Here is a 1,471-nt window from a genome sequence, read left to right as displayed (position 1 = left end):
GGCAATACGTTATGCTCATTTCGCTCGTCATATCTTATATGATGTCAACATACACCATAAAATTTCTAACCGGTATTGAAGATGGAAAATTCAGATTACAAATATAATTTTCAGGAACTTCTTTGCTTAAAAAAGTTTAGTGATACGTTTAAAGTGTTCAGTTCAGATGAGTTTTGTCAGGCTGTAGTTTCTTGGGCTGAAAGAGAGGTAATAGCTGGTGTAGACTCTGAAGCCCTTCTTATAATTGCGTCACTGGGTCTTGATTCAACGATAGATTCCTATGAAGTCGAGAAGTACATGCTTATTTACAAAAGAGAGCTGAGTGTTCAAGAACCATCAGTACGTTATAGTGCTCTAGTTTGGCTCCGCTTGAAATTGCAAAAATTAATTGCGGCATCATCGGCACAGAAAGTCGAATGTAGGCTTTCATTTTTCACTCATTATTTTTTAGACTATCCTCCACGAGCCTTTGCTTGCATAACAAATACACTATCAAGTTTATATTGGGAACTCTACGATGAAGCAATCCCTGTCTTCAACTCTAGAGCATCTGAAATGAGCGAGGATCAACTTTTAGCGCATATTAAAGATCGCTTATTTCCCTTCTACCGGATACTAAGCAATTCTGATTGGATACAAGTTTTAGCGTCTTCATCTGACTCCATGCCATCACAGTAAGGCCGATAGATCTGCTCTGAGCGAGGAGCAGGCGTTGGCTATCATTTATTTTCGCAGGCGCAATAAAAGATGGCGACCTAAGCGATTGTAATATCTTCAGATTGTTTCATTTACATATAAATAAATTCGTATTTCACGATGTAAGTTCCAATTTTATTTACACGAGCTGTTACCCATACTCCAGTCATTCCTTGCGTACGGTGGCTGCGCAAAAATTCTTTGTTTGTACAAAGTTGTATCCATCTGGTGGTGTTCTGATCTTTTAACCAGATACCTGCTTCACAATGCCCATGCTTACCTCTCGATGGCCCCGGGAAGACAACTTCATATTCAGATTCATAGCTAATTATTTTATCTGGGAAGAGATAAACATACACATTGTAACAGTTTAAGCTCAATACAAATCCCAAGCAAAAACCGCCTAGGAATGCATTACAAAGATATTTTAATGTTTTGTTAAAAGTGCGAAGATAAAAGGCATGTATAAAAGAGAAACTTCCAATCAATGCGCCAAAAGAAATATACGTTATCCATTCAGGTACCGTTTTTTGTAAAATGGTATTATGGGAGATACTTGATGCCCACAACATATACCAGAACCATCCGCCCATAATGATGCATATCACGGCTGTAATGGCCCATTTCCTATATTTATTTTCGAAGTAATAATTTTTATTCATCATTATATTTTTTTATGTGTCAAAAGATAAAATTGGCGTTGCCACGTAAGGCTATTTTAACTTATTAAGTTGAATGTGCATCCTGTTTCGACTTAAATTTTAAAGGACCGCTT

At 37.1% G+C, this 1,471-nt stretch carries 2 protein-coding genes; one reads left to right on the top strand and one right to left on the bottom strand.

The window, feature by feature from the left end:
* Positions 1–81 precede the first annotated feature (81 nt).
* On the top strand, positions 82–678 hold the full coding sequence (locus HHI26_RS25315; protein ID WP_171149995.1) for a hypothetical protein: 597 nt from the start codon (positions 82–84) through the stop codon (positions 676–678).
* Positions 679–788: 110 nt separating this feature from the next.
* On the opposite strand, the gene HHI26_RS25310 is transcribed toward HHI26_RS25315, so the two are convergent.
* Entirely contained in the window at positions 789–1,358 is a 570-nt protein-coding gene (locus HHI26_RS25310; RefSeq protein WP_171149996.1) for a hypothetical protein, read from the bottom strand.
* Positions 1,359–1,471: the final 113 nt, after the last annotated feature.

This window comes from Erwinia sp. JH02 (assembly GCF_013074405.1).
GTDB classification, from domain to species: Bacteria; Pseudomonadota; Gammaproteobacteria; order Enterobacterales; family Enterobacteriaceae; genus Erwinia; species Erwinia rhapontici.
Note: the sequence above shows the minus strand (reverse complement) of the source record. Positions and strands in the feature narration are given on the sequence as shown.

What these genes read in the sequence shown, in the direction of transcription:
- HHI26_RS25315 (WP_171149995.1), top strand. Translation starts at nt 82, where the DNA reads ATGGAAAATTCAGATTACAAATATAATTTTCAGGAACTTCTTTGCTTA.
- HHI26_RS25310 (WP_171149996.1), bottom strand. Translation starts at nt 1,358, where the DNA reads ATGAATAAAAATTATTACTTCGAAAATAAATATAGGAAATGGGCCATT.